Here is a 2,096-nt window from a genome sequence, read left to right as displayed (position 1 = left end):
GGATGGGGCGCCGCACGCGGCGCCGGGAGCGAAGACGCGGAGAAGGAAGGCGGGCCTCTTGCCCGCCTCGCGCTCACGCCGAGGCCGGGAACCTCACTCGTGCATGGCCCATGGCCGGCCCGGCAGTCACCGACTGACCCTAGTGACCATCATGGGCTGGGGCAACGCCGTTCCTTCGCCGTGCTCCGCCCGCATGGGGTCTCGCGTCAGACGGTCACGGCCGGACCGTCGTGGGCGATGTCCCATCCACAGAGATCCGCTGCGAGGGCCGAGGGCGAGGTGGGTCAGGACACCTAGAGCAGCCACTTCCCGTCGCGCATAAGGGTCCGTCCGGCCATCTCGGGAACCGTTCCCCATGCCTGCAGCACCTGCGGGGTGACTTGGAAGAAGACGTACGACGGGTGGTCCTCGCGAGGGTCCCAGCCGTCCTTGGCGGCGAAGGCGTCGCCCACCTCGGCCGGAAGCTCCTCGCGGGGCAGCATGCGCGCGGTGCCGTGGACCAGGACGACGTCCCGGGTGTGGCCGAAGGAGAGCCGAACCCGGCCCGAGGCACACAGGTTGCGCCCGGTCGGGTTGGTGTCGCGGGTGCACAGCCACACCACCTCGCCATCCCACCAGAAGGCAAGCGGAACGAGGCACGGCTCGCCGGTGCCGTCGGCCGTGGCGACCCATACGTCGTTGTCCCGCGCGAGCCGTTCCAGCGCCTCGCGCTTGCGCTGCTCCGGGCTGCGGGGTCCGCTGGGGCGAGAGTCAACTGGTGTCATGTGGCGAGGTTATGACGGTGAAGCGCTCGGTCACATCGGGCGGCGGAACTACGGCGCAAGGCGGAGGGTCGTCCTCGTACTGGGCGTATTAGCGGACCGCGGCGCGATCGCGGGGCCGACGCGACGACTGCGGCGGAAAAGCCGCGCATGGCAGCGGCTCCAGGTCGTCGTCCGCGGGGCGCGTCGCATTCCCGGCGGCTGTGTCGTCGTATTGCTGAGACACCGTCGTCCGGACAGCGCAGAGGAGGACCGCATGTCGGCAGCAGGGGCAACAAGCAACACAGCGACGCTCAACCGTTTCCACTCCGCTATGAACAGCGGCGCCCCGGAAACCATCTCGAAGGCCATCGACGAGTTCGTCGCACCGGACCTGCTCTTCCACGCGCCGGTATCGATGGGCGCGACGGGTGCGGAGGCCCTGAAGCGGGTGTGGGAGGTGCTCCTGCGAGCGTTCCCCGACATTCACGTCGCCGTCGAGGAGACGATCACGGAGGGTGACAAGGTCCTCGTCAGGAACACGGTGACCGGGACCCACCGGGGCGAGTACCGGGGTCTGCCGCCCACTGGGAAGACCGTCACCTACAGCGAGATCTTCATCTTCCGCTTCGCCGGCGGGCGGATCGCCGAGATCCGGGGTGTCGTCGACGTCCTCGCACAGCTGCGTCAGCTCGGCGCCCTCCCGTCCTGACGAGGCCCACGGGCCCGGGGCGCGTGCCGGGCACTGCTGGTGGCATGACGGGTGGGCGGATGACGTCGTCCTGGTTGTACGTGATCGAGCAAGGTTCCGGGCCCGGCGGGGGCGCGTACGGCTGCTTGGACTGTGCGGGTGCCCTCGCTCAACAGCCCCACGCATCCGACTTCTTGAAGGCCGAAGTGGCTGCCATGGAACAGCGCGCAGCGCATGCCAGGAAGGCGCCATGAGGCTGCGGACCGCAGCTGTCCGCGGCCGGCTCACCCTCGCCATCTCATAGTCCCCCGCCCCGGCCCGGCTGCCACGCACAGGCATCCACTCCATCGCGTGACGGCCACGGCCGAGGGGCGGGTCCCCGCGAAATCGGTACACAAGGAGGAGCACGATGCGCACACCGTGGACCCTGCACGCGGACCCGGAGGGAGGCACCGACGAGCCTGCTCCGCCGGCGGACGAACCCATTGGGGGAGCGGCCGAGGCTGCTCCGGCCAGTAGGCGGCACGACTGCCCGGCGCCGCTCGTCCGGGGCGCCGGGCCCACTGGAAGGACAACGGGGATGGACACTCACTGGCACGCCTTCAGCTTCACGGGCCACGAGAGACCCAAGGACAGTGAGGCTCGCGACCCGCAGTCCGCTACGC

General features: G+C 70.0%; 2 protein-coding genes. One reads left to right on the top strand and one right to left on the bottom strand.

From position 1 onward, the window contains the following. Positions 1-293: 293 nt before the first annotated feature. The gene (locus ACRDP3_RS22995; RefSeq protein ID WP_431518899.1) at positions 294-764 is read right to left on the bottom strand and encodes a pyridoxamine 5'-phosphate oxidase family protein; all 471 of its coding nucleotides are present in this window, start codon (positions 762-764) and stop codon (positions 294-296) included. A 253-nt stretch (positions 765-1,017) separates the two neighbouring features. Between ACRDP3_RS22995 and ACRDP3_RS22990 the strand changes: the two genes are divergently transcribed. After that, the gene (locus tag ACRDP3_RS22990; protein WP_431518898.1) at positions 1,018-1,452 is read left to right on the top strand and encodes an ester cyclase; all 435 of its coding nucleotides are present in this window, start codon (positions 1,018-1,020) and stop codon (positions 1,450-1,452) included. Positions 1,453-2,096: the final 644 nt, after the last annotated feature.

The sequence above is a fragment of the Streptomyces sp. genome (assembly GCF_050698815.1).
Taxonomy (GTDB): Bacteria; Actinomycetota; Actinomycetes; order Streptomycetales; family Streptomycetaceae; genus Streptomyces.
Note: the sequence above shows the minus strand (reverse complement) of the source record. Positions and strands in the feature narration are given on the sequence as shown.